This is a genomic window from Kineococcus sp. GCM10028916 (assembly GCF_042674865.1).
Taxonomy (GTDB): Bacteria; Actinomycetota; Actinomycetes; order Actinomycetales; family Kineococcaceae; genus Kineococcus.
This window is the reverse complement of record NZ_JBHTFM010000021.1, coordinates 1-20,552: the sequence shown is the minus strand read 5'-3', so window position 1 is coordinate 20,552 and position 20,552 is coordinate 1. Positions and strand designations below refer to the sequence as shown.

Here is a 20,552-nt window from a genome sequence, read left to right as displayed (position 1 = left end):
GTCCGGAGGGGGCGTTCTGCGTGGGCGGTGGGTCAGCCCTGCGACTCGGACCCGTCGCCGGACCAGTCCACGTGGAAGTTCCCGTCGCGGTCGGTGCGCTTGTAGGTGTGCGCACCGAAGAGGTCGCGCAGCCCCTGGATGAGGGCTGCGGAGGACCGCTCGCGACGCAGGCCGTCGTAGTAGGCCAGCGAGGAGGAGAACCCCGGCGCGGGGATGCCGGAGTTCACGGAGTGCACGACGACGCGGCGCCAGGCCTCCTGACCCTCCGACACGGCCTGCGCGAAGTAGGGGTCCAGCAGCAGCGACGGGAGTTCCGGCGCGCCTGCGTAGGCGTCCTTGATGCGGTCCAGGAACTTGGCGCGGATGATGCAGCCGCCGCGCCAGATCGTCGCCATCGCCCCCGGGTCGACGTTCCAGCCGAACTCCTGGGAACCGGCGCGGATCATGTCGAAGCCCTGCGCGTAGGCGACGACCTTCGACGCGTACAGCGCCGCGCGGACGTCGTCGATGAACGCCTCGGCGTCGGCTTCGGCGACGAACCCGCCGGCGCCCTCGGCGCCGTCGGCGGTGTCGTTGGTGGGACCGGGCAGCAGCGGCTGCGCGGCCTTGCGCTGCTCGGCGTGACCGGACAGGGCGCGGGCGAAGACGGCTTCGGCGATGCCGGAGACGGGGGTGCCGAGGTCGAGGGCGGTCTGCACCGTCCAGCGGCCGGTGCCCTTCTGCTCGGCCTCGTCGAGGATGACGTCGACGAGCGGGGTGCCCTCGTTCGTCGGGTCGTCCTTGTCGAGGACCCGGGCGGTGATCTCGATGAGGAAGCTCTCCAGGTCGCCCTCGTTCCAGGACGTGAACACCTGCGCGAGCTGCTTGGGCGTGCGACCCAGGCCGTGGCGCAGCAGGTCGTAGGCCTCGGCGATGAGCTGCATGTCGGCGTACTCGATGCCGTTGTGCACCATCTTCACGAAGTGCCCGGCCCCGTCGGCGCCGACGTGGGTGGAGCACGGGGTCCCGTCGACGGAGACGGCGATGTCGGCGAAGATCGGGCCGAGCTTGGCGTAGGCGTGCTCGGAGCCGCCGGGCATGATCGAGGGCCCGAGCAGCGCGCCCTCCTCGCCCCCGGAGACGCCGACCCCGGCGAAGTGGATGCCCTGCTCGCGCAGCGCGGCCTCACGGCGGCGGGTGTCGGCGAAGTGGGCGTTGCCCGCGTCGACGAGGATGTCGCCCTCGGAGAGCAGCGGGGCGAGTTCGTCGATGACGGCGTCGGTCGGGCCGCCGGCCTTCACCATGATGATGATCGTGCGCGGGGACTCGAGGGAGTCGACGAACTCCTGGGCGGAGTAGCCGGGGACGAAGGTGCCCTCGTCGCCGAACTCCTCGACCAGGGCCTTCGTCTTGGCGTCGCTGCGGTTGTGCACGGCGGTCACGTAACCGTGCCGGGCGATGTTGCGAGCCAGGTTGCGGCCCATGGTCGCGAGACCGGTCACACCGATCTGTGCCTTCTGCTTCTCAGTCACCCCGGAATCCTGCCCTGTGGACCCCCCACCCCGACAGACCACCCCGGTGACGAAGTCCTCTCACTCACCCCGGGAGGCGGTGAGGCGGGCGCGGACGTCCCGCATCCGGGGCACCACGACCCCGTTGCGGGCCATCAGCGCGCGGGTCTGGCGCCGGCTGACGAGGATCCCGACGACCCCGACCGACCACAGCGGGAACTGGACGGCGAAGGCCACCTTGAACGCGCCGAGCGAGTACGTCGCCGGGGTCCCGGCGCCCTGGAGGTCGAGCAGGAGGCCGATCGCGGCGATGAACACGATGGTCGCGGTGAAGCCCATCACGTTGGTCATGCCCGTCGCCCCGCCGAGGCGGTGCACGGGGTTGGAGGTGCGCGCGTAGTCGAAGCCGATCATCGACCCCGGTACCCCCGTCGCCACGACGACGACCATGACGGCGAGCACCCACAGCGGTGCTGGTCCCGGCCACAGCAGCACGACGCTCCAGACGACGAACTGGCCGCCGACGATCGCCAGCACGATCCAGGACCGCCGGAACGGGTGCCGGGCGACGAGGGTGCCCATCAGCGGCCCCGTCCCGGCCGCGCTCACGGTGTAGAGCGTCAGCAGGGCGCCCGCCGCGCCGGTGCCGAGCCCTTGGCCGGAGACGAGGAACGGGTAGCCCCAGAGGGCGGCGAAGGCGTTGCCGGAGAACGGGGTCGCCCAGTGCGACCAGAGCCCGAGCCGGGTCCCGGGGTGGCGCAGCGCGGCCCGGAGGTCACCCAGCACCTCGCGCAGGGGTTTCGCCGCGCGGGGGTTCACCGTCCCTGGCGGGACGTCGCGCAGGACGAGGACGCAGAGGACCACGGTGAGGACGGTGAACGCGGCGATCCCCCCGTAGGCGGCCGTCCAGCCCGGGCCGTGCAGCAGCGCGACGAGCGGGACGAAGCTGAACACCTGACCCAGCTGACCGAACAACCCGACCAGCTGGGTCATCACGGGGACCCGCTGCGGCGGGAACCAGTTCGTCACCACGCGGAGCACGCTGACGAACGTCGCGGCGTCGCCGGCCCCCACGAGGACGCGGGCCAGCACGGCCTGCCAGGTCTGGGTGCTCAGGGCCAGGAGGAGCTGTCCCCCGCCCATCGCGATCCCGCCGGCGATCACGAGCCGACGCGGACCCCAGCGGTCGATGAGGACGCCGATCGGGACCTGCAGGACGGCGTAGACGAGGAACTGCAGCACGGCGAAGCTGGACAGCGTCCCGGCGCCGATCCCGTAGCGCTGCTGCGCCTCCAGGCCGGCGGCGGCCAGCGAGGTGCGGTTCCCGACGGTGACGACGTAGGCCAGCGCGCCGACCGCGAAGACGAGCCAGGCGCCCCGGACGGCGGGTTCCCCGCGGGTCACCGGCGCACCGCCCGGAGCCGGTCGCCGGCCCGGCGGACGTGGTCGCGCACCAGGTGCAGCCACGCGTCGACGTCGTCGCCGAGCAGGCTCGCGCGCAGCGCCTCGTGGTCGGCCAGGGCCGTCGCGACGCGGTCCCCCGAGCCGTGGAGGTTCGCGACCCCCATCCGCATCTGCCGGTCCCGCAGGGAGTCGTAGAGGGCGGACAGCACCTCGTTGCCGGCGCTGCGGACGACGGTGGCGTGGAAGGCGCGGTCGGCGGCCGTGAAGGCCCAGGGGTCGTCGACGGCGGCGCGCATGTCCTGCAGGTGCGGGACGAGGTCGACGGCGAGGTCGGCGCGCCGCGCCCAGGCTCGGGCGGCGGTGTGGACCTCGACGAGTTCGCGCGCCTCGAGGACGTCCTCGACCTCGGCCGGGGACACCGGCACGACCAGGGCGCCGCGCTTGGGGATGAGGTGCACGAGGCCCTCGGCCTGCAGTTGCAGGAGCCCTTCGCGGACGGGCGTGCGGGAGACGCCGACGAGGTCGGCGATCTCGCCCTCCGTGAGCAGCTGCCCGCCGGCCAGGGACCGGTCGAGGATCCCGTGCTTGACCTGCGCGTAGACCCGCGAGCTCGCTGTATCCATGATGTATCTATGTTAGCGGAGCGCGGATCCCGCCACCCGCAGGTCGGCCACCAGTGCCGCGTACGCCGCGTCCCGCTCCGCCTCGGGGGTCCGCAGCACCGCCGAGGGGTGGATCGTGCCCAGGAACGTCTTCTCCCCGCGGGAGGTCGGCAGCGTGAAGAGCGTGCCGCGGTGCTTGGTGACCCGGAAGTCCTTGGGCAGCAGCGCCTTCGCGGCGGTCGCACCGAGGCAGACGACGACGTCGGGATCGACCTGGACGAGTTCGGCCGCCAGCCACGGGCGGCAGGCGGTGATGTGCCCCACGTCGGGGCTGGCGTGGATGCGGCGGTTCCCGGGCGCGGTCTGAGTAAAGCGGAAGTGCTTGACCGCGTTCGTCACGTACGTCGTGGCGAGGTCGATGCCCGCCTCGGCGACCGCCTTCTGCAGCAACCGCCCGGCCGGACCGACGAACGGGACGCCCCGGCGGTCCTCCTGGTCGCCGGGTTGCTCACCGACCAGCACGAGACGGGCGTCGGCGGCACCCGCCGAGAACACGACCTGGGTGGCGGGTTCCCACAGCTCGCAGCCGTGGCAGTTCGTCGCCGCCTCGCGCAGCTGCTCGACGTCGGCGCCCTCGGGCACCCACTCCTGCGCACCGGGGCGCTCGACCTTGGTCACCATGCCGTTGTCCTGACTCTCGCGTCGGTGGTGCTCGCCACTGGCGTGCCTGCGTGACCAGCCTCGACCCCTTCACGGCTCGCCGCCCGGCGACGAGGTCGGACGACGCGGTCACCGGGAGGGCGCCGTCGCCCCGTCGGGGAGGTCGTTGAGGACGGAGAGGGTCGCGCTCGCCCGCCGGACCGCGCTGCCCGCGCTCGGGTGGGCCGGGAGGACGTCGTCGAGGAAGCCGTACTGACGCACGAGCTGCGACGTCGCCGAGGTGCGCGGTCCCCGGCGCAGGTGCGACCACCAGTCGGCGATGTCACCCCAGCCCGGGGCGGAGAGCGAGCCGCCGAACTGCTGCACCGAGAGCCCGGCGCACAGGTTGGCGAAGGACAACCGCTGGGCCAGCGACCACCCCCCGAGCGTCGCCGTGAGGAAACCGGCCCCGAAGACGTCCCCGGCCCCGGTGGCGTCGAGGGCCTCCATGGGCAGACCGGGCACCTGCACGCTCTCGCCGCTGACCTGGTCGACGGCGACGGCACCGTCGGCCCCGCAGGTGACGACGGCCACCGGGACCCGTTCGGAGAGCGCCGCGACGGCCGCCGCCGCGGAGTCGGCCCGGGTGTAGCGCATGGCCTCGACGTGGTTGGGCAGGAACGCGTGGCAGTGCTCCAGACCGCCCAGCACGTCGGGGTTCCACTGGGTGGAGGAGTCCCAGCCGACGTCGGCGAAGACCAGCGAACCCTGCGCCTGCGCGCGCAGCACCCACGGCTGCGGGACCGCCGCCAGGTGCACGAGCGCGGCGCGCGAGACGGGCACCTCGGCGGGTTCGTCGACGGGTGCGGGGTGCTCGTGGGTGACCATCGCCCGGTCCCCGCCGTAGGCCAGCGAGACCGTCAGCGGCGAGTGCCAGTCCGCCACCCGGTAGGACGTCGAGAGGTCGATCCCCTCCTGCTCACCGAGGGTCTGCCAGCAGAACTGGCCGTAGGCGTCGGTGCTGAACGCCGCCGACAGCGACGTCGACAACCCCAGCCGGGACGCCGCGACCGCCATGTTGGCGATCCCGCCCGGGCACGAGCCCATCCCCGAGGTCCAGACCTCGGTGCCCAACCGGGGTTCGGAGTCCAGGCCCGTCAGCACGATGTCCAGGAACACCGTGCCGCGGACGTGGACGTCGAAGGGCGTCTCCTGCTGCGTCAGCATCCCCCGATGCTGTCAGCTGGGTCGGACCGCGAGGTAGTCCCCGTCGACGGGGATCGTGTGGCCGGTGACCCAGGCGGCGTCGTCCACCTCGTGCAGGGGCGCTGCCTGCCGGCGATCCCCGCGTCCTCGACCACGACGTCGAGCTGCGTGCGAGAGGTGCACCGCACCCGCCGGGTGTTGGATGCGGGTCATGGAGAACCGAACCCTCGGGAACAGCGGCACGTCCGTCTCCCACCTCGCCCTGGGCACCATGACGTTCGGCAGCGAGACCGACCGCGACGGCTCGTTCGAGCAGCTCGACACGTTCCTGGCTGCCGGCGGGACCCTCGTCGACACCGCCGACGTGTACTCCGACGGCACGTCGGAGGAGATCATCGGTGCCTGGCTCGCCGACCGGCCCGCAGACGTCACCGAACGGGTCGTCCTGGCCACGAAGGGACGCTTCCCGACCTCGCCGGAACCCAACGGCGTCGGGCTGTCCCGCCGCCACCTCACCCGCGCCCTCGACGCGTCGCTGCGCCGCCTCGGCGTCGAGACCGTCGACCTCTACCAGGTGCACGCCTGGGACCCGTGGACCCCGATCGAGGAGACCCTCGCGACGCTGGACTCCTTCGTCCGCGCCGGGAAGGTCCACCACGTCGGGTTGTCGAACTTCACCGGCTGGCAGCTGCAGAAGGCCGTCGACGTGGCCGACGCGGCGGGCTTCTCCCCGCCGGTCACCCTGCAGCCGCAGTACAACCTGCTGGTCCGCGAGATCGAGTGGGAGATCGTCCCGGCGGCCGAGGAGAACGGCCTGGGCCTGCTCCCCTGGTCACCGCTGGGCGGCGGCTGGTTGTCGGGCAAGTACACCCGGGACAACGCCCCCACCGGCGCGACCCGACTCGGTGAGAACCCCGAGCGCGGGGTCGAGGCCTACGCCCGGCGCAACGCCCAGACCCGGACCTGGGCCGTCGTGGACGCGGTGCAGAAGGTGGCCGAGGACCGCGGGGCGACGATGGCCCAGGTCTCACTGGCCTGGCTCGCGGCCCAGCCGGCCGTCAGTTCGGTGATCCTCGGCGCGCGCACGACGCAGCAGCTCACCGAGAACCTCGGTGCGGCCGACCTGGAGCTCGAGGCCGCCGAACTCGTCCTCCTCGACGAGGCCAGCGACCCCGAACCCGCGGACTACCCCTACGGCGGACCGGGTTCGACCCAGCGTTCCCGCAAGTTGCAGGGCGGTCGCTAGGAGATCAGTCCGACGGCGCGTGCGACTCCTGCACACCCTGCACGCCCGCGTCGTCGGCCTCCTCGGTCTCGGGAAGGGTCTTCCACCCCTCCTTGACCTCCGCGGTCAGTTCCTCGGACTTCTCCAGGTGCTCCTGGGCCGTGTTCTTCTGATCGTCCTTCTGGTCAGCCATGTCGTTCCCTCTCAGCGGTCGTTCGGTTTGCGGTCGGCGGCCACGGCGTCCCGCGAGCCCATGGGCTGCTCGGGGCCGACGGTGGTGTCCTTGTCCGTCTGCTTCTCGGCCTCGGCGTTGATCTCGGCGCCCAGGAGGATCGCGTAGCTCGTCAGCCACAGCCACATGAGGAGGACGACGACACCGGCCATCGACCCGTAGTTCTTGGCGTAGGACGACTGCCCGGCGGTGGAGACGTAGATCGAGAAACCCGCCGAGACGATGAGCCACAGGACCGTGGCGACTCCCGCACCGACCGACACCCACTTCACGCGCGGCGAGTCCCGGTCGGGAGCGACGCGGTAGACGACGCCCAGGGCGACGACGACCAACCCGAGCAGCAGCACCCAGCGCAGGACGTTCACGACGATGCTGACGATCCCGCTGGCCCCCAGCGCCTTCACCAGGACGGGTGCGACACCGATGAGTGCGACGGCCAGCAGCATGAAGACGATGGCGCCGATCGTGAGCAGCAGCGCCGTGCCCTTGCGCTTGAGGAAACCCCGGGTCTCCTTCTCGTCGTAGGCGCTGTTCGTCGCCGCCATGAGGTTCTCGACGCCGCTGGAGGCGCTCCACAGCGCCAGCACGATGGCGAGCACCGCCGTGATGCCGGCCGTGGACTTGCCGGTCGCGACGTTCTGGACCTGGCTGATGACGAGCTTGCGGGCCTCGTCGGGGATCGCCGAGATCCCGTTGACCTGATCGGCGATCGACTGGGTGTTTCCGAAGATCCCCCAGATCAGGAACGCCGCGGTCAGGGCCGGGAAGATCGCCAGGAAGGCCTTGAAGGCGACCCCCGCCGCCAGCAGCGGCACCAGGTCCTCCTTGGCCTCCCCCCAGGCCCGCTTCGTCACGGCCAGCCACCCCTTCGCGGGGATCTGCTGCGGGGATTCTGCGTTCTCGCCGTGGCGGTCGACCGTGAGATCGTCACGTCGGGTCGTTCTGCTCATGCTCCCCAGCGTGCTGGATCTCTCCCTGCTCCGCACGGTGAGGTCAGGCCGCCGAGGCCCTCCCGGCGACGAAGGAGGCCCACAGACCCGCGTAGTAGCCGCCGCGCTCGAGCAGCTCCTGGTGGCTGCCCTCCTCGACGACCCGGCCGAGGTCGAGCACCACGATGCGGTCCGCGCGGGCGGCGGTGGTCAACCGGTGGGCGACGACGATCGTCGTGCGCCGGCTCGCCGCGGCGTCGCTGGCGGCCGCAATGGCCGCCTCGGCCGCCGGGTCGAGCGCCGCCGTGGCCTCGTCGAGCAGCAGGACGTCGGGGTCGACGAGTTCGGCCCGGGCGAGCGCGACGAGCTGACGCTGACCGGTGGAGAGGTTGCGGCCGCGTTCGCCGACGACGAACCCGTACCCGCCCGGCAGCGCCTCGATCACCCGGTCGGCGCCGACCGCGGCCGCGGCCGCCCGCACCTGCTCGGGGCTCGCCTCGGGCCGGGCGTAGGCGATCGCCTCGGCGACCGTTCCGTCGAAGAGGTACGCCTCCTGCGGGACGACCCCGAGCCGCTGCCGGAAACCTTCGAGGTCCAGCGAGCGCAGGTCGGTCCCGTCGACCAGGACCCGTCCCCCGGTCGGGTCGTAGAAGCGGGCGGCGAGCTTCACCACGGTCGACTTCCCCGCCCCCGTCTCCCCGACCAGGGCCACCGTCTCCCCCGCGCGGACGTGCAGGTCGAGGTCGGCCAGCGCCGGGTGCTCGGTGTTCTGGTAGTGGAACTGCACGCCCTCGAACCGCAGGTCCCCGCGCAGCCGGGTCACCGGGACCGGTTGCGCGGCGGGGACGACCGTGGTCGGCGTGCGGAGCAGGTCGCGCAGGCGACGCAACCCGACGGCGGCCTGCTGGTACCCGTCGAACACCTGCGACAGCTGCTGGACCGGGGCGAAGAACAGGTCGACGTAGAGCAGGAACGCGACGAGGACGCCGAGGGAGACGCTCCCCTGGCGCACCAGGGAGGCGCCGACGACGAGCACCAGCGCCGCCGTCACCTCGTTGAGGAACTGCACGAACGGGAAGTAGGTGGCGATGTAGCGCTGGGCCCGGACCCGGGCGTCGCGGTAGGCCCACCCCTTGCGGTGGAACGCCGCGGTGTCCTCCTCGGTGCGCACGAAGGCCTGGGTGACGCGGACCCCCGCGACCGACTCCTGGAACTGGACGTTCACCGCGCTGATCCGCTCGCGGGCCTCGGTGTAGGCGGGTCGCGACTTCGCCCGGAACACCAACGTCGCGACGACGAGCACCGGGAGCACGCAGACGACGACAACCGCGAGTTCCGGGTCGAGGACGAGCATCGCGACGAACACCCCGACCAGCGACAGCAGGCTCACCAGGGCTTGGGCGACGCCGTTCTGCAGGAACGTCGACAGCGCGTCCACGTCGGTGGTCATCCGGGTCATAATCCGCCCGGCCTGCTCACGCTCGTAGTAGTCCAGCCCGAGGCGCTGCAACTGTGCGAACGTCTTGAGCCGCAGGCTGAAGAGGATCCGCTCCCCGGTCCGCCCGGTCACCCGGCCCTGCCCGACGGTCACCAGCCAGTCCGCCGCGACGACGAACGCCGCGATGGCGGAGACCCACAGCAGCGCGCGCAGGTCGTCGGCCGCGACACCCTGGTCGAGGCCGTCGCGGACCAGCTGGGGCAGGACCAGTTGCGCCGCGGCGTCGCCGGCCACGAGCAGCATGCCCGCGAGCAGCGCCCACCGGAACGGGCGCAGCAGGCGGCCCAGCCCGAACGCGGGTTCGTGCCGCTCCGCGGCGGCGACGTCGATGGCCGGCACGTCGCGCACCGGCGGCAGCGCGGCGATCCGGTCGAGCAGTGCCCCCGAGACGGGCAGACCCGCGTCGACGGCGGCGGCCGCGGCGGACCGACCGGTGCGCGGGGCCGGGACGGGGGAACCCTTCACGGGGGTCGCCGGCACGCGTTCGGGAGCGCTCGCCGGGGCCTCCTCGGTGTCGAAGAGGCGGCGGAAGACCGCGCTCCGTCCCTGCAGTTCCGCCTCGGTGCCCTCGTCGACGACGCGACCGCCGTCGAGCACGACGATCCGGTCGGCCAGGCGCAGCGTGGAGCGGCGGTGGGCCACGAGCAGCGTCGTGCGCCCCTCCTCGCGCGCGTCGGCCAGCGCGCCGAGGATGCGTTGCTCCACGGTCGGGTCGACCGCGGAGGTGGCGTCGTCGAGGACCAGCACGCGGGGGCGGGCCAGCAGCGCCCGGGCCAGGCCGATGCGCTGGCGCTGCCCACCGGAGAGGGTGAGGCCCTGCTCCCCGACGAGGGAGTCCCAGCCGTGGTCGAGGGCGTCGACGAAACCGTCGGCGGCCGCGGTGCGCAGCGCGGCCCGGACCGCCGCGTCGCCGGCGTCGGGGACGGAGTAGGCGACGTTCGCGCGGACGGTGTCGGAGAAGAGGAACGTCTCCTCGAAGACCAGGCCGATCGCGGCCCGCAGCTCCCGCGGGTCGAGGTCGCGGACGTCGACCCCGCCGATGCGGACGCTGCCCGCGGCGACGTCGTAGAAGCGCGGCAGCAGGTTCGTGATCGTCGACTTGCCCGACCCGGCCGTCCCGACCAGGGCGACGGTGCCCCCGGCGGGGACGTGGAGGTCGACGTCGTGCAGGACGGTGCGTTCGTCGGTGAAGCCGAAGCGCACCCCGGACAGTTCCACCGACAACGGCCCGTCCGGCAGCTCCCGGGCCGGGGTGGTGCGGGGAGCCAGGACGTGCGGACGGGTGTCGACGACCTGCAGGACGCGTTCGACCCCCGCGCGGGCCTGCTGGCCCACGGTGAGCAGACCGGCGAGCTGGCGCACCGGGGAGACGAGCTGGCCGAGGTAGGTCGAGAACGCCAGGAACGTCCCCACCGTGAGGTGCCCGTTCAGCGCCAGCCACCCGCCGAAGAGCAGCACCCCGACCTGGCCCAGGGCCGGAACCGCTTGCAGCGCAGGCCCGTAGCGGGAGTTGTAGCGCACGACGCGCATCCGGTCGGTGAACAGGTCGCCGACGATGCCCTCGAGGCGGCGCAGCTCCGCGGCCTCCTGCCCGAACCCCTTGACGACCCGCACCCCGGTCACCGCGGCCTCGACGTGGGCGGCGACCTCGGCCGCCCGGGCCTGGGCGGCGAAGTTCGCCGGGAACAGGTCCCGGCGGCTGCGGAAGGCGATCCACCACAACGCCGGGCCGATCGCGAGCGCCACCAGGGTCAGCGGCGGGGACAGCGTGGCCATCACGACCAGGGAGACGACGAACAGGACGGCGTTGCCGGTGACGTTGGGCAGCCAGGCGAGCAGTCCCTGGACGAGCTGGACGTCACTGATCGAGCGGCTGACGACCTGGCCGGTGGAGAGGCCGTCGAGCTGGCGTCCGTCCATCCGCTGCACCGCGGCGTGGACCTCGTTGCGCAGGTCGAACTGCACGTCCAGCGACAACCGCCCGGCGGTGAAGCGGCGCACGAAGCCGAGGGCGTAGACGACCACCCCGGCGAGGACGAGGAGAGCGGCCCACGGCCACAGGGCGGCTCCGGGCGTGCCGATGACGTCGTCGATCACGTGCCGGACGACCAGCGGGACCATCGCGGCGACGCCGTAGGAGACGACCGAGGAGCCGAAGGCGAGGAAGAGGTCGCGGCGGTGGGCCAGGCAGTGGCCGAGCAGCCGGCGGAACCAGCCGGAGGGCCGCGATCGTTCTGAGGGCACGAAGGACGACACTAACCCCGGGTGGAACAGCGTGCCGGTTCGCGGAGTTCCGGTGAGGGTGAGCGTTGCGCTGTCCGTCCTCGACCTCTCTCCCGTCTCCTCGGGCACGCCGGCCTCGCTGGCGTTGCGCCGCAGCGTGGACCTGGCGCGGGCGGCCGAGGCGGCGGGTTACGTCCGCCACTGGGTCTCCGAGCACCACAACCTGAGCGCCGTCGGCAGCGCGGACCCGGTGGTGCTCATCGGCGCGATCGCGGCCGCGACGAGCACTCTGCGGGTGGGCGCGGGCGGGATCATGTTGCCCAACCACTCCCCGCTGGCCGTGGCGGAGTCCTTCCGGTCGCTGGAGGGTCTGCACCCGGGACGCATCGACCTCGGCCTGGGCCGGGCGGTGGGGACGGACCCGCGGACGGCGCTGGCCCTGCAGCGTTCGCGTCAGGCGCTGGCCCTGGACGACTTCGAGGAGCAGCTGGCCGAGCTGCACGGCTACGTCGACGGCTTCCCCGCGGGTCACCCCTTCGCCGGGATCCGGGCGCAGCCGGACGACGTGCCACTGCCGCCGGTGTGGTTGCTGGGTTCCAGCGAGCACGGGTCGGCGGTCGCGGCCCGGTCGGGCACGGGGTACGCCTACGCCGGGCACTTCGGCTCGGTCTCCCCCGTCGAGGTGCTGCGCTCCTACCGGGAGGACTTCGTCCCCTCGCGGCACTGGCCGCGTCCGCACGCGGTGCTGACCCTCGCGGTGCTGGTCGCGGAGACGAGCGAGCGCGCGCAGGCGCTGGCGGCGGCGTCGACCCTGGCGACGACCCGGCTGCGCCTGGGGATGCCGGGGCCGTTGCCGAGCCCGGAGGAGGCGGCCGCGCACCGGTGGACCCTCGCGGAGCGCAACACGGCGGGGCGGCTGGGGTCGAAGCTGGTGGCGGGCACGCCCGAGGAGGTCGTCCCCCGGTTGCTGGACGTCGTGGAACGCAGCGGGGCGGACGAGCTGATGGTCGTGACGCAGGTGCACGACCCGGCCGAACGGGTGCTCTCCTACGAGCTGCTGGCCCAGGAGTGGTCGCGCGTCACGCAGTCCGGTGAGGACGTGAGCCGAACGGGTGAACCCGTCTGACGCAGCTCAAGCACGCAGCGTCACGGCCGACGGAGAGGACATGATCAGCCTCACGAGCACCTGGGGCTCGGCGCTGGCCATCACCACGGCCACCCCCGAACCCGCCGCGACCTCCTCCGCCGGCGAGCGTGACCAGCGCCGCGGTCGTCCCGCGATGGTCGTGCGTCGCCTGCCCGCGACCGAGGACGAGATCGACCTCGGCCCCTCCGACGACCTGCACCCGGCAGGACGGCTCGACATCTACCTCTGAACCTCGCGGAGCACGAGGTCGCGGAGCCCGCCGTGCTCGACGGTGAGCTCCAGCCAGGTGCCGGTGGGCATCCGCCGGCGGTCGGTGGGTGAGCCGGGGTTCAGCATCCGGGTGCCCGCGGGGGTCGTGGAGTCCCACGGGACGTGGCTGTGGCCGAAGAGCAGGACGTCCAGCGAGCCGCCGTGGCGGGCGTCGCAGCGACGTTCCCGGCCCTCCTTCGCGCCCGTCTCGTGCACGACCCCGAACCTGACCCCCTCGACCTCGAAGGCCGCGAACTCGTCCAGGTGCGCGCGCACGTCCGCGCCGTCGTTGTTGCCGGCGACGCCCACGAGGGCGGCGGAGCGGGCGCGCAGGGCCAGCACCGTGGCCTCGTCGCACCAGTCCCCCGCGTGCACCACGAGGTCGGCGGACTCCACCGCGGCCCACACCGGCGCGGGCAGGTCCTTCGCCCGCGCCGGCAGGTGGGTGTCGGAGACGACGACGATCCGGGTGGCCATCAGCCGAGCTGGCGCACCCGGACGGTCTCGGGCAGTTCGCGCAACCGGCGACCGACCTCCTCGGAGGCGTGCGCGGCGATGTCGGTGACGACGTAGCCGAGGTCGCCGCGGGTCGCGAGCTGCTGACCCTCGATGTTGACCCCGGCGTCGGCGAGGACCTTGTTGATGGCCGCGAGCACGCCCGGGACGTTGCGGTGCAGGTGGGCCAGGCGCACCGTCTCGGGGGCCGTCTCGGTGTCCAGCGTCGGCAGGTTCACCGACAGCGCCGTCGTGCCGTGCAGGGCGTAGTCGCGCATCTTGGCCGCGACGAACCGCCCGATGTCCTCCTGCGCCTCCTCCGTCGACCCCGCGACGTGGGGGGTCAGGATGACGTTGGGCAGCCCGCGCAGGACGGAGTCGAAGGACTGGCCGCTGCCCTTGGGCTCGGTGGGGAAGACGTCGAGGGCCGCCCCGGCGACGTGGCCGGACCGGACGTGCCGCGCGAGCGCCTCGTCGTCGACGACGAACCCGCGCGAGAGGTTGAGGAAGATCGAGCCGGGACGCATCCGGGAGAACTCCGCCTCACCGAAGAACCCGGTGTTGGACCGGCGGCCGTCGACGTGCAGGCTGACGACGTCGGCGATCTCGAGGAGTTCGTGCAGGCTCCCGCAGCGGCGGGCGTTGCCCAGGGCGAGCTTGTCGGTGGTGTCGTAGAAGAAGACGCTCATGCCCAGCGCCTCGGCCACCACGGACAGCTGGGAGCCGATGTTGCCGTAGCCGACGATGCCGAGGCGACGGCCGCGGACCTCGTGCGAGCCCGCGGCCGACTTGTCCCACACCCCGTCGTGCATCGCCCGGTCCTTGACCGTGAGACGGCGGGTGAGGGCGATGATCTCGGCGAGCGCGAGCTCCACGACGCTGCGGGTGTTGCTGTAGGGCGCGTTGAACACGGCGATGCCGTTCGCGGCGGCGGCGAAGAGGTCGATCTGGTTGGTGCCGATGCAGAAGGCGCCGACGGTGCGCAGGTCGGTGGCCGCCTCCAGGACCTTCGCGGTCACCTGCGTCTGGGAGCGGATCCCCAGCAGCGAGACCCCCTCGACGCGGCGGGCCAGCTCGGCCTCGTCGAGGGCACCGGACGCGGTCTCGACCTCCCAACCGGCGTCGGACAGCAGCGTCCGGGCGTCGGCGTGGATGTTCTCCAGCAGCAGCGCACGTCCGCGACGGACGGGTGCGAGGTCGGGGGCGGACACGGGTTCCTCCAACTACGAGCGGGTGCGTGGGGGGCCAGTCTCCCGCACCCGCACCCGTGGGCCGAACGCCGTGCGCCGTGAGCGCCCGTGCGCTCAGACCGACGCGACGGCGTCGGCCACGGGGGCGTCGCCCCCGACCAGCTCGAGCACCCGCGTCGGCTCGACCCCGTCGACGAGGCGGTCGAGCAGGGCCAGGCAGACGGCGGCGACGTCGGCCCGGGGGACCGCACCGCGCGCCACCGACGGGGCGAGCTGCACCCGACCCGTCGCGGCCTCGTCGCTGAGCGCCCCCGGGCGCAGCACACCGACCCGCAAACCGCTGCGCTGCAGCAGGTCCTCCTCAGCCGCCAGTTTGGCGCGAAGGTAGGCGAGGAACACCTCCCCGACCCCGTCGGGGGTGGCGCCGTCGCGCACCTGCTCCACGCCCATCGAGGAGACCAGCAGGTAGGCCGGCACCGCGGCGCGCTGGGCGGCGTCGGCCAGCAGGACCGCCGCCCCGCGGTCGACGGTGTCCTTGCGCGACGCGCCGCTGTCCGGGCCGGCACCGGCGAGGAAGACCACGGCGTCGGCACCGGCGAGGTCGCCCGCGAGCGTCGCGGCGTCGAGGGTCTCCAGGTCGCGGACCAGGGCCTGCTCGCCGAAGGCCTCGAGGTCGCGCACGTGGTCGGGGTTGCGGACCAGGCCGACCACCTCGTCGCCGCGGGACACGGCCGACCGGGCGAGCAGCAGGGCGATCTGTCCGTGACCTCCGGCGATGACGATGCGCATGCCCAGACCGTAGGCCAGAATCCTCCGGTGCCTTCCCCCACCACCTCCGTCCGTGCCCACCTGCGCCTGCGGGCCGACGCTCCCGCCGCGGCCTCCGCCCTCGTCGCGCTCGCCGACCGCCACGGGGTGGAACTGCTCTCCGAGACCCTCACCGTGACCGGTCCCGACGGCCCGGTGGAGGTCCGTGAACTCCGCTCGGGCGACGGCACCCGCCTGCACGAGTTCACCGTCCCCGCCGGGGCGAGCACGCTGGAGTACGAGGCGCAGGTCCGCACCTCGACGGGTCCCGACGCCACCCTCGGGGCCCGGGAACGGTGGGAGTTCACCCGGCCCAGCCGCTACTGCCCCTCGGACCGGCTGATCACGTTCGCGGCGGCGGAGTTCGGCCGCCTCGACGCCGGCCCCCGCCGGGAACTGCTGCCGGACCTGGTCGCCCGCTGGGTGTTCGACCACCTTGCCTACGTCAGCGGCTCCAGCCTGCCCACCGACGGGGCCTTGGAGACCCTCCTCGCCCGTCAGGGGGTGTGCCGCGACTTCACCCACCTCGTCGTGGCGGTGCTGCGGGCCCTCGACGTCCCGGCCCGGCTGTGCTCGGTCTACGCGCCGGGGTTGTCACCGATGGACTTCCACGCCGTCGTGGAGGCCGCTCCGGACGGGCGGTGGCAGGTCGTCGACGCGACCCGCCTGGCGCCGCGGGAGTCGCTGCTGCGGATCGCCTCCGGCCGCGACGCGGCGGACACGGCGTTCCTCACCACGGCCGGTCAGGTCGACCTGCAGGAGCTCTCGGTGGTCGCGGTCGTCGAGGGTGACCTGCCCCTCGACGACCACGCGCACCCGGTCGTGCTGCGCTGAGCGGGGCTCAGAGCTTCTCGGTCACCAGGGTGGCGGCGTCGGGGTAGACCTCGAGCCGCTCCTCGGGGATGGGTTCCCCCGAGACGATCGAGATCCCGTAGGTGCCGGCGTCCAGCCGCTTCAGGGCGTCCTCGACGCTGTCGAGACGCCGACGGGCGCCGTCGAGGAGGCCCTCGTTCTCGGCGGCCTGCTGCTCGTGCGCCCCGAGGTCTCCCGTGTCCTGGCCGCCCTCGGCGGCGTCGGGGGTGCTGCCGGACTCCAACCGGGCCGTGAGGTCGTCGATGGTCGACTGCAGGTCGCGCTGCAGGTCCAGGAGGCGTTCGCGGGCGGTGTCGGTGTCCATGGTGGTGCTCCCAGCGTCGACTGCGTGTTCGTGACGTCCGTTGATACCCCGTACGGGCCCCGGGCGCAGCACGAGGTGACGAACCGCGGGGCCGGGTCCATGCTGAGCGGATGATCTCCGTCGATCTGGCCCTGCAGCTGCGCAGCGCCGGCCTGCAGTGGCACCCCGCCTCCGGCGACCGCTTCGTCATCCCCAACCGCGACATGGACTCCGACGTCTTCACCCTCAGCGACATGACGATCGAGGTCCACGACCACCCGTCGGGCAAGATCATCGGGTTCAACGGCACCACCGAGTGGGCGCTGGACTCCGTGGACCAGCCCGAGGCGTGCTGGTTGCCCGCCGAGCACCAGCTCAGGGAGCTCCTGGGCGAGCGCTTCACCCGCCTCGAACGCCGCGACGTCGGCGACACGATCGTCCACCGGGTGCTGCTGCTGGACGAACGGGGCGCCGACGCCTTCGAGGCCGAGGACGCCGCCGAGGCCTACGGACGCGCTCTGCTGCACCACGTCTCGGGCACCGGCGGCGGCAGCGCCGGGACCTCCGACACCGCCACCACCGCCTAGACCGGGTCCTCGCCGGGGTCGTCCTCGCGGCCGGCGAGGAACCGCTCGAACTCCTCACCGAGTTCGTCCGCGGTGGGCAGGAAGGCGCTCGCCGCCCCCGTGCCGCGGCCCTCGTCGCCGGAGGTGTCGTACTGCTGCTCCAGCGCCTGCACGACGGACGCGGCGTCGGCGGACTCGGAGACCTGACGGTCGACCTCGACCCGCGTCTGCGAGGCGGCCTCGAGCAAGGACTCCACGGAGGCGGCGACCCCCGTCGCCCCGGACAGCGTCCGGACCAGCACCGCGGCGGCGTCGGGGTAGTCGTTGCCCGCGAGGTAGTGCGGCACGTGGGCCAGCACGGAGAGCACGTCACGCCCGTGCTGGGAACCCCGCAGGTGCAGCAGCGCCGAGGCGTGACCGGGGACCTGTGCCTCGACGTCCCAGGTGCGGAAGCCGTCGAGCAGTTCGGGCCGGCTCGCGCTGGCCGTCACCCCGGCGGGACGGGTGTGCGGCACGGCCGTGGGCGCCGCCGACAGCACGATCGTCAGTCCGACCCCCAGCTCGTCCGCGAGCTGCCAGACGGCGGTGGTGAACCGTTCCCACTGCACGTCGGGCTCGGGGCCGCTCAGCAGCAGCAGCGAGGAACCCTCCTCGTCGTGGACCCGGTGGACCTGCAGGCGGGGCGGCTCGTAGTCGAGCCAGTTCTGGCCGCCGAAGGTCATGGTGGGCCGCCGGGCGCGGTAGTCGTGGAGCTGGTCGACGTCGAAGGTGGCCACGAGCTCGTGGCGACAGGTCGCCAGGAGGTGCTCGACGCTCAGGCGGACCGCGTTGCCCGCGTCGATGAATCCGTTCAACGCCACGACGAGCGGAGGTTCCACCAGGGCGGGGCGTTCGCCCTCGTAGCTGTACAGGGAACCGGGATCGAGCATCCCCCCATCATCCCCGTCCTCGACGCGAGGACTCGACGCGGGTCAGCCGCGGGCAGGCACCGTCTCGACCGGGGGCAGCGGTGACGCGGCGCGCTGGGCCCGCAGGCGGTCGATCGCCGACTCGAAGTCGGAGAGGGAGTCGAAGGCCTGGTAGACCGAGGCGAAACGCAGGTAGGCGACCTCGTCGAGCTCCTGCAGGAAGGGCAACGTCGCGAGACCCACCTGGTGGGCGTCGATCTCGGCGGCACCCTGGGCGCGGACGGCTTCCTCGACGCGGTGGGCGAGCAGCGCGATGTCGTCCTCGCTCACCGGCCGGCCCTGGCAGGCCTTGCGCACCCCGCTGGCGATCTTGGCGCGGCTGAACGGCTCTGGCGCACCGGAACGCTTGATGACCGAGAGGCTGGCCGTCTCGACGGTGGAGAAGCGCTTGGAGCAGTTCGGACACTGCCGACGGCGACGGATCGAGCTGCCGTCGTCGGTCGTGCGGGAATCGACGACACGAGAGTCCTCGTGCCGACAGAACGGGCAGTGCACCCCGACTTCCTCCCCCGAGACCGGACGACGGCTCTGGTCCAGGGTCGACCGTACGTCGTGACCGACGCACGGAGCAACCGGGCGCACCGCGATCAGCCCTGTTCGGGCATCGTCAGCTGTTGTCCGGCCTGCAGGGTCATGGACGGGAGGGCATTGAGCTGGACGATCTCACCGGCCACCTCGCGCCAGTCCGCGCCCGGGGACCACTGACCGGCGATCTGCGACAGGGTCTGGCCGGGGAGGACCGTCAGGACCGCGGCCGGGGGTGCGGAGGTGCGCTCCACCCCGGCCGAGGCGCCGGACAGCGCACCCGTCACGGCGACGACGGCACCGGTGAGCAGCGTGGCGGCCGTGCAGGTCACCACGAGACGGCCCCGTCGGGTCAGCCGCAGCGTGCGGGCGGGGCGCCGAGGCGGCGCGACGGGCCGGGCGGCGCAGTGTGGGCGGACGGTGGCGACGTTGCGGCGGGCAGGGCGGACCGGGCGTGCGACGACGGGCAGGGCGAGGGCGGTGGCGCTCACGAGCAGAGACCTCCAACGAGTGGCGCACTATCGAACGGGTGTTCGACCGTGCGCGTCTGTTCTACCACCGTTCGAACGGTGGCGCGCAACCCCCGAATTCCCGGGGGTGACGTCGACAGACGCTGCCACCGGCCTCCGACACGTGCGCTGACCTGCGCGAACGCTTCGGGGGCCGAGGGTCAGGAGGCGAAGCGCCGCGCGCTGCGTTCCTTCGCCCGGGCGGCCTCGACCTCCCGGTCCTTGGGCGGCGCCGTCGTCACCAGGTCCTCGAGCAGGTGCTGCGTCGCGTGCGCGACGGCGGCCACCGCCCGGTCGAACGCCTCCTGGTTGCGCACCGACGGCCGGGTCGACCCGGCCACCTTGCGCACGTACTGCAGCGCGGCGGCCTGGACCTCCTCCGACGTGGCGGGCGGCTCGAAGTTGTGCAGCTGACGGATGTTGCGACACATGCGCACCACGCTAGGCACCGGGCCCCCGACGCACAACGGACTCCCAGCCTTCTCCCGGCGCACCTCAGGCCCACGGCCGCGCCGCCGATGGACACGACGACCTCACCCGCCTGCTCCGCCCTGCGCCCTCGGCACCTTCCCCACCCCGCGCCGCGCGAGAACCCCCTGGAAGGCCCACCCATGAAGGCACTGCGCGATCTGAACGTCGCCCCCAAGCTCTTCGCCGGCTTCGGCGTCGTCTGCCTCCTGCTGGCCGCCGTGGTGGCCCTGGGCATCTCCCGCCTCGGATCTTCCCAAGCCAACCTCGAGAACGTGTCCACCAGTGGCGTGGCCTCGGTGCAGACGCTGGGTGAGGTCCGCACCTCCTTCCTCACCCTGCGCATGGACATCGTGAACGCAGCAGTCACCGACGACCAGCAGGCCACCGAGGCGTCACTGACCAAGATGGGCGAGGACGACACGGCCTACGACCAGGCGTGGAGCGCCTACCAGGCCTCCAACCCGGCCACCCCGGCCGCGGACCGGGCCCAGATCGAAGATCTCGTCAAGCAGTACCGTGCCGCGCGGGTCGAACTCGCCACCCTGGTCCGCAGCAACGACCGTGCCGGCTTCGTCGCCCGACGCAGCGCCACGACGACCCCTGTCACCGACCAGCTGCTGCCGCTGCTGGCCGACGCGGCCAAGCACGAGAAGGACGCTGCGGCCGCCATGGCCACCGCCGGCTCCGCCGACTACCACGCCGCTGTCGTGATGCTGCTGGTCATCGGCGCGGTCGCCCTCACGATCGCCGTCGTCGTCGCCGTCGTCATCGCCCGCTCCATCGCACGTCCTCTGGCCCGCACCCTCACCGTCGTGCAGGGCCTCGCCGACGGCCGCCTCGACCAGCGCGCGGGCCTCGACACCCGGGACGAGGTCGGCCGCCTCGGAGCCGCTGTCGACGTGACCATGGACCGCCTCAACGCCACCATGCGCCGCATCTCCGACTCCGCCGCGACCCTCGCCGGCTCCTCCGAGGAACTCACCACCGTCGCCACCCAGCTCTCCTCCGGCGCGGAGGAGTC

The 20,552-nt window shown here is 72.9% G+C and carries 22 protein-coding genes; 6 read left to right on the top strand and 16 right to left on the bottom strand.

Features of this window, described 5'->3' with window-relative positions; all coding sequences use genetic code 11:
- Nucleotides 1-32: 32 nt before the first annotated feature.
- From gndA to ACFQ46_RS21900, 5 genes are all read right to left on the bottom strand, one after another.
- Nucleotides 33-1,463, bottom strand: coding sequence for an NADP-dependent phosphogluconate dehydrogenase (gene gndA, locus ACFQ46_RS21920; RefSeq protein WP_380262690.1), 1,431 nt, complete (start codon nt 1,461-1,463; stop codon nt 33-35).
- Nucleotides 1,464-1,571: 108 nt separating this feature from the next.
- Nucleotides 1,572-2,894, bottom strand: coding sequence for a nitrate/nitrite transporter (locus ACFQ46_RS21915; protein WP_380262075.1), 1,323 nt, complete (start codon nt 2,892-2,894; stop codon nt 1,572-1,574).
- Nucleotides 2,891-3,517 carry a GntR family transcriptional regulator gene (locus ACFQ46_RS21910; RefSeq protein WP_380262073.1) on the bottom strand — a complete coding sequence of 209 codons (627 nt, stop codon included), beginning with the start codon at nt 3,515-3,517 and terminating at the stop codon, nt 2,891-2,893. The genes ACFQ46_RS21915 and ACFQ46_RS21910 overlap by 4 nt, the downstream gene beginning before the upstream one ends.
- 12 nt (nt 3,518-3,529) lie before the next feature.
- A complete protein-coding gene (locus tag ACFQ46_RS21905; RefSeq protein WP_380262071.1) occupies nt 3,530-4,177 on the bottom strand; it encodes a UdgX family uracil-DNA binding protein in 648 nt (215 codons plus the stop codon).
- A gap of 108 nt (nt 4,178-4,285) precedes the next feature.
- The gene (locus ACFQ46_RS21900; protein WP_380262069.1) at nt 4,286-5,362 is read right to left on the bottom strand and encodes a PfkB family carbohydrate kinase; all 1,077 of its coding nucleotides are present in this window, start codon (nt 5,360-5,362) and stop codon (nt 4,286-4,288) included.
- A gap of 190 nt (nt 5,363-5,552) precedes the next feature.
- Here ACFQ46_RS21900 and ACFQ46_RS21895 point away from each other — a divergent pair, with 190 nt between their 5' ends.
- A complete protein-coding gene (locus tag ACFQ46_RS21895; RefSeq protein WP_328291949.1) occupies nt 5,553-6,587 on the top strand; it encodes an aldo/keto reductase in 1,035 nt (344 codons plus the stop codon).
- A 4-nt stretch (nt 6,588-6,591) separates the two neighbouring features.
- Here ACFQ46_RS21895 and ACFQ46_RS21890 read toward each other — a convergent pair whose 3' ends face one another.
- From ACFQ46_RS21890 to ACFQ46_RS21880, 3 genes are read right to left on the bottom strand one after another with little or no spacing between them, the layout of a single operon-like run.
- A complete protein-coding gene (locus tag ACFQ46_RS21890; protein ID WP_380262067.1) occupies nt 6,592-6,759 on the bottom strand; it encodes a hypothetical protein in 168 nt (55 codons plus the stop codon).
- An 11-nt stretch (nt 6,760-6,770) separates the two neighbouring features.
- Nucleotides 6,771-7,748: a YihY/virulence factor BrkB family protein gene (locus tag ACFQ46_RS21885; RefSeq protein ID WP_380262065.1), complete on the bottom strand. Its 978-nt coding sequence runs from the start codon at nt 7,746-7,748 to the stop codon at nt 6,771-6,773.
- A gap of 43 nt (nt 7,749-7,791) precedes the next feature.
- Nucleotides 7,792-11,469, bottom strand: a complete 3,678-nt coding sequence (locus tag ACFQ46_RS21880; protein ID WP_380262063.1) for an ABC transporter ATP-binding protein — start codon at nt 11,467-11,469, stop codon at nt 7,792-7,794.
- Nucleotides 11,470-11,521: 52 nt separating this feature from the next.
- On the opposite strand from ACFQ46_RS21880, the gene ACFQ46_RS21875 reads away from it, so the two are divergent.
- Nucleotides 11,522-12,574 (top strand): LLM class flavin-dependent oxidoreductase, encoded by a 1,053-nt coding sequence (locus ACFQ46_RS21875; RefSeq protein ID WP_380262061.1) that lies wholly within the window; start codon nt 11,522-11,524, stop codon nt 12,572-12,574.
- A 40-nt stretch (nt 12,575-12,614) separates the two neighbouring features.
- Entirely contained in the window at nt 12,615-12,824 is a 210-nt protein-coding gene (locus tag ACFQ46_RS21870) for a hypothetical protein (RefSeq protein ID WP_380262059.1), read from the top strand.
- Here ACFQ46_RS21870 and ACFQ46_RS21865 read toward each other — a convergent pair.
- The 3 genes from ACFQ46_RS21865 to ACFQ46_RS21855 all read right to left on the bottom strand — a co-directional run bounded on the left by ACFQ46_RS21865 (nt 12,815) and on the right by ACFQ46_RS21855 (nt 15,318).
- Nucleotides 12,815-13,321, bottom strand: coding sequence for a metallophosphoesterase family protein (locus ACFQ46_RS21865; protein WP_380262057.1), 507 nt, complete (start codon nt 13,319-13,321; stop codon nt 12,815-12,817). The genes ACFQ46_RS21870 and ACFQ46_RS21865 overlap by 10 nt on opposite strands.
- Nucleotides 13,321-14,550, bottom strand: a complete 1,230-nt coding sequence (gene serA, locus ACFQ46_RS21860; RefSeq protein WP_380262055.1) for a phosphoglycerate dehydrogenase — start codon at nt 14,548-14,550, stop codon at nt 13,321-13,323. Before serA ends, ACFQ46_RS21865 begins: the two co-directional genes overlap by 1 nt.
- A gap of 93 nt (nt 14,551-14,643) precedes the next feature.
- Entirely contained in the window at nt 14,644-15,318 is a 675-nt protein-coding gene (locus ACFQ46_RS21855; RefSeq protein WP_380262053.1) for an NAD(P)H-binding protein, read from the bottom strand.
- Nucleotides 15,319-15,345: 27 nt separating this feature from the next.
- On the opposite strand from ACFQ46_RS21855, the gene ACFQ46_RS21850 reads away from it, so the two are divergent.
- A complete protein-coding gene (locus ACFQ46_RS21850; protein WP_380262051.1) occupies nt 15,346-16,170 on the top strand; it encodes a transglutaminase family protein in 825 nt (274 codons plus the stop codon).
- 7 nt (nt 16,171-16,177) lie between these two features.
- Here ACFQ46_RS21850 and ACFQ46_RS21845 read toward each other — a convergent pair whose 3' ends face one another.
- Nucleotides 16,178-16,513: a TraR/DksA family transcriptional regulator gene (locus tag ACFQ46_RS21845; protein WP_380262049.1), complete on the bottom strand. Its 336-nt coding sequence runs from the start codon at nt 16,511-16,513 to the stop codon at nt 16,178-16,180.
- Between the two features lie 110 nt (nt 16,514-16,623).
- Between ACFQ46_RS21845 and ACFQ46_RS21840 the strand changes: the two genes are divergently transcribed.
- A complete protein-coding gene (locus ACFQ46_RS21840) occupies nt 16,624-17,079 on the top strand; it encodes a pilus assembly protein CpaE (RefSeq protein WP_380262047.1) in 456 nt (151 codons plus the stop codon).
- Here ACFQ46_RS21840 and ACFQ46_RS21835 read toward each other — a convergent pair.
- The 4 genes from ACFQ46_RS21835 to ACFQ46_RS21820 form a co-directional block, all read right to left on the bottom strand.
- The gene (locus ACFQ46_RS21835) at nt 17,076-17,987 is read right to left on the bottom strand and encodes a proteasome assembly chaperone family protein (protein ID WP_380262045.1); all 912 of its coding nucleotides are present in this window, start codon (nt 17,985-17,987) and stop codon (nt 17,076-17,078) included. The genes ACFQ46_RS21840 and ACFQ46_RS21835 overlap by 4 nt on opposite strands.
- A 42-nt stretch (nt 17,988-18,029) precedes the next feature.
- A complete protein-coding gene (nrdR, locus tag ACFQ46_RS21830) occupies nt 18,030-18,521 on the bottom strand; it encodes a transcriptional regulator NrdR (RefSeq protein ID WP_380262043.1) in 492 nt (163 codons plus the stop codon).
- A gap of 92 nt (nt 18,522-18,613) precedes the next feature.
- The gene (locus ACFQ46_RS21825) at nt 18,614-19,042 is read right to left on the bottom strand and encodes a LysM peptidoglycan-binding domain-containing protein (RefSeq protein ID WP_380262041.1); all 429 of its coding nucleotides are present in this window, start codon (nt 19,040-19,042) and stop codon (nt 18,614-18,616) included.
- A 179-nt stretch (nt 19,043-19,221) separates the two neighbouring features.
- Nucleotides 19,222-19,491 (bottom strand): DUF2277 domain-containing protein, encoded by a 270-nt coding sequence (locus ACFQ46_RS21820; protein ID WP_380262039.1) that lies wholly within the window; start codon nt 19,489-19,491, stop codon nt 19,222-19,224.
- Nucleotides 19,492-19,671: 180 nt separating this feature from the next.
- Between ACFQ46_RS21820 and ACFQ46_RS21815 the strand changes: the two genes are divergently transcribed.
- The coding region (locus ACFQ46_RS21815) for a Tar ligand binding domain-containing protein (RefSeq protein WP_380262037.1) at nt 19,672-20,552 on the top strand (881 nt) is incomplete at its 3' end.